Consider the following 2,917-nt stretch of genomic DNA (forward strand, 5'->3'; position numbering starts at 1 on the left):
AAAATCGTGAAGCTTGAGCATGCTTGGCGGAGATTGGACGGACGGAACGATGACGGATTTCAAGTGGCGCCATTTCCAGGGTGATGTGATCCTGTGGGCGGTGCGCTGGTATTGTCGCTATCCGATCAGCTATCGCGACCTTGAGGAAATGCTGGCGGAACGCGGCATTTCGGTCGACCATACGACGATCTATCGCTGGGTCCAGTGCTACGCCCCGGAGATGGAGAAGCGGCTGCGCTGGTTCTGGCGGCGTGGCTTTGATCCGAGCTGGCGCCTGGATGAAACCTACGTCAAGGTGCGGGGCAAGTGGACCTACCTGTACCGGGCAGTCGACAAGCGGGGCGACACGATCGATTTCTACCTGTCGCCGACCCGCAGCGCCAAGGCAGCGAAGCGGTTCCTGGGCAAGGCCCTGCGAGGCCTGAAGCACTGGGAAAAGCCTGCCACGCTCAATACCGACAAAGCGCCGAGCTATGGTGCAGCGATCACCGAATTGAAGCGCGAAGGAAAGCTGGACCGGGAGACGGCCCACCGGCAGGKGAAGKATCTCAATAACGTGATCGAGGCCGATCACGGAAAGCTCAAGATACTGATCAAGCCGGTGCGCGGTTTCAAATCGATCCCCACGGCCTATGCCACGATCAAGGGATTCGAAGTCATGCGAGCCCTGCGCAAAGGACAGGCTCGCCCCTGGTGCCTGCAGCCCGGCATCAGGGGCGAGGTGCGCCTTGTGGAGAGAGCTTTTGGCATTGGGCCCTCGGCGCTGACGGAGGCCATGGGCATGCTCAACCACCATTTCGCAGCAGCCGCCTGATCGGCGCAGAGCGACAGCCTACCTCTGACTGCCGCCAATCTTTGCAACAGAGCCCAATCATCCGCCCGGTCGGAAAACGCTCCGAAACGACAGGCCGGAGCATTCCATCCGATGCGATCAGGCCGAAATGTTCAAAAATCCATCGGCTTCGAAAACCTTTCTGGCACGTTCCTCAATCCGATCCGCAAGTGACCTGCGAAGCGGCATGCCGTTCGAGACTTTTCTCAGCGTGTTATAGCTGAAGCCGAATGTTTCGAATATCTCCTCATTATTTCTCATCGTCGACAATGATGTGATCCGATCGGCGATCGAGGGATCCAAACAGCGCATTCCATTAGGCATTCGATCTTCCCCTACTGACGAATTCCAGCCGGTGCACGGTCGCAACTTGCCTGCCCGCGCAGTTCATCGGGCCATTCCCGCCGTTCCGGAAAACAGGCGGCGGGGTTTCCCCCTGGACCATGTTGCGCATGGGCCGGACACGCAGCGAGCGGGCCAGCGGACGTCGAGGCCGGGAGCGGATTGCGACGGACGCGCCGCGCATTGCCCGGAGATCGAAGCATAGGAATATCCTCTCCATGCGCTGTTATGGATCAGCGCCTGTCTTATCCGGCACGTCGGTGATTATTATGCTTATCGGGCCGTCCGGAAAGGATCGCAGCTTTCGCCTGCGGAGGAAATTGCTGCAAATGAATTAGGAATATTCGCGATACGGATTTGATCGAAACGGGGCCAACTGCCCACAAATCGGTCATGGGGATTGAGCGACCGCGCTTTGAAAGCAGCCATCGCATGCTATGGTCGCCTTGAGCATTTCCCGGCAGGCGGAATATCCGCCGACCGGAAAGCCCGCTAAAACAGGAAGCCGGAGCAGCCGGGCCGACGCCGTCGGACCGGACGCCGCTTCGGCTTCGCATCGCCAGGAATTGGAAGCGAACATGTCTCGAGACAATGCCATCGTCATGCGATACGACAATCCCGACATTCCGTCCGGCCGCGACATCGTATATCTTCACGGCCGCGGCAGCACCGAAAGGGAAGCGGGGTTCGCGCTGCCCCTTTTCGGCCGCGCGAATGTTCGCTCCTATCGCGGGCCGCTTCCCCAGGGGCCGGGGTTCGCCTGGTTCGAAAATGCCGGGATCGGCGTCGCCCTGCCCTCCAGCCTGTCGGGCGAAACGTCGAAGGTCGGCGACTGGATCGCCGCAGATACCGGCCGCCAACGGCCCTGGCTATGCGGTTTCAGCAACGGCGCCGCGATGGCCGCCAGTCTTCTGCTCAGCAATCCGGGGGCCTATAGCGGCCTCATCATGATCGGCGGCTGCTTCGCGGTGGAGGACGGCGACCTGCCGGACAACGGCCTGCTCGACAAGCCGGTCCTCTTCTGCCGGGGCCAATTCGACGATGTGATCCCGCGCCACAAGTTCGAGCAGGCGGAAGCCTATCTCTCCGGCCCCAGCGGCGCGCGGGCGACTTTCATCCCTTATGAAGGCGGGCATGAACTGCCGTTGCCGATCAAGGCGGCGGTGCAGGGCTGGCTCGGCGCGGAAAGCCGCTGAATTTCGTCCCGTCCTTGGCCATGGCCGAACGGGAGCGCCGGATGATCGAGAACCGGCCGCATCCGGAAATGATCGGATGCGGCCGGCACTGTTCCAGGATCAGGCCTTTGCTTATGCGGTGATCGGCGGAAGCCCCTCCACCGCGCGGCTCAGAAGCTGCACGATGCCCTCCTCCGTGATCGGACGGGGGTTGGGATAGGGGTTGGCGACCGCCAGCGCGGCGGCCTTCGCGATGCCGTCCTTGGGCATGCCGAGCTTCGCCAGCGACATTTCCGCGCCCAGGCCCACCGCCAGTTCGTACAGCTTGGTCGCGGGGTCGCCGCCGCCTAGTGCGCGGCTAGCCCGTTCCATCGCCTCCGGCACCGACGGCGCATTATAGGCGATCGCATGGGGCAGCACGGCGGTGTGGGTCTGCGCATGCGGCATGTCGAAGGTGCCGCCCAGCGTGTGGCAGAGCTTGTGGTGCAGCGCGACGCTCGCCGCGCCCAGGACGGCTCTGTTGCAAAAATCGTGAAGCTTGAGCATGCTTGGCGGAGATTGGACGGAC

Annotated in this window: 2 protein-coding genes and 1 pseudogene; 2 read left to right on the plus strand and 1 reads right to left on the minus strand. The window is 62.1% G+C overall.

The window, feature by feature from the left end; all coding sequences use genetic code 11:
• Window positions 1–49: 49 nt before the first annotated feature.
• Both M529_RS27890 and M529_RS27900 read left to right on the plus strand, forming a co-directional pair.
• On the plus strand, window positions 50–814 hold the full coding sequence (locus M529_RS27890) for an IS6-like element IS6100 family transposase (protein ID WP_021316397.1): 765 nt from the start codon (window positions 50–52) through the stop codon (window positions 812–814).
• 938 nt (window positions 815–1,752) lie between these two features.
• Window positions 1,753–2,370, plus strand: a complete 618-nt coding sequence (locus M529_RS27900) for an alpha/beta hydrolase (RefSeq protein ID WP_013054035.1) — start codon at window positions 1,753–1,755, stop codon at window positions 2,368–2,370.
• A gap of 111 nt (window positions 2,371–2,481) precedes the next feature.
• Here M529_RS27900 and M529_RS27905 read toward each other — a convergent pair.
• Window positions 2,482–2,917: pseudogene (locus M529_RS27905) on the minus strand (hypothetical protein); the annotation flags it as partial.

Origin of the sequence: Sphingobium ummariense RL-3, assembly GCF_000447205.1 — a bacterium.
Taxonomy (GTDB): Bacteria; Pseudomonadota; Alphaproteobacteria; order Sphingomonadales; family Sphingomonadaceae; genus Sphingobium; species Sphingobium ummariense.

Excerpts from the sequence above, each read along its gene's own strand:
- M529_RS27900 (WP_013054035.1), top strand. The coding sequence starts at position 1,753 with ATGTCTCGAGACAATGCCATCGTCATGCGATACGACAATCCCGACATT.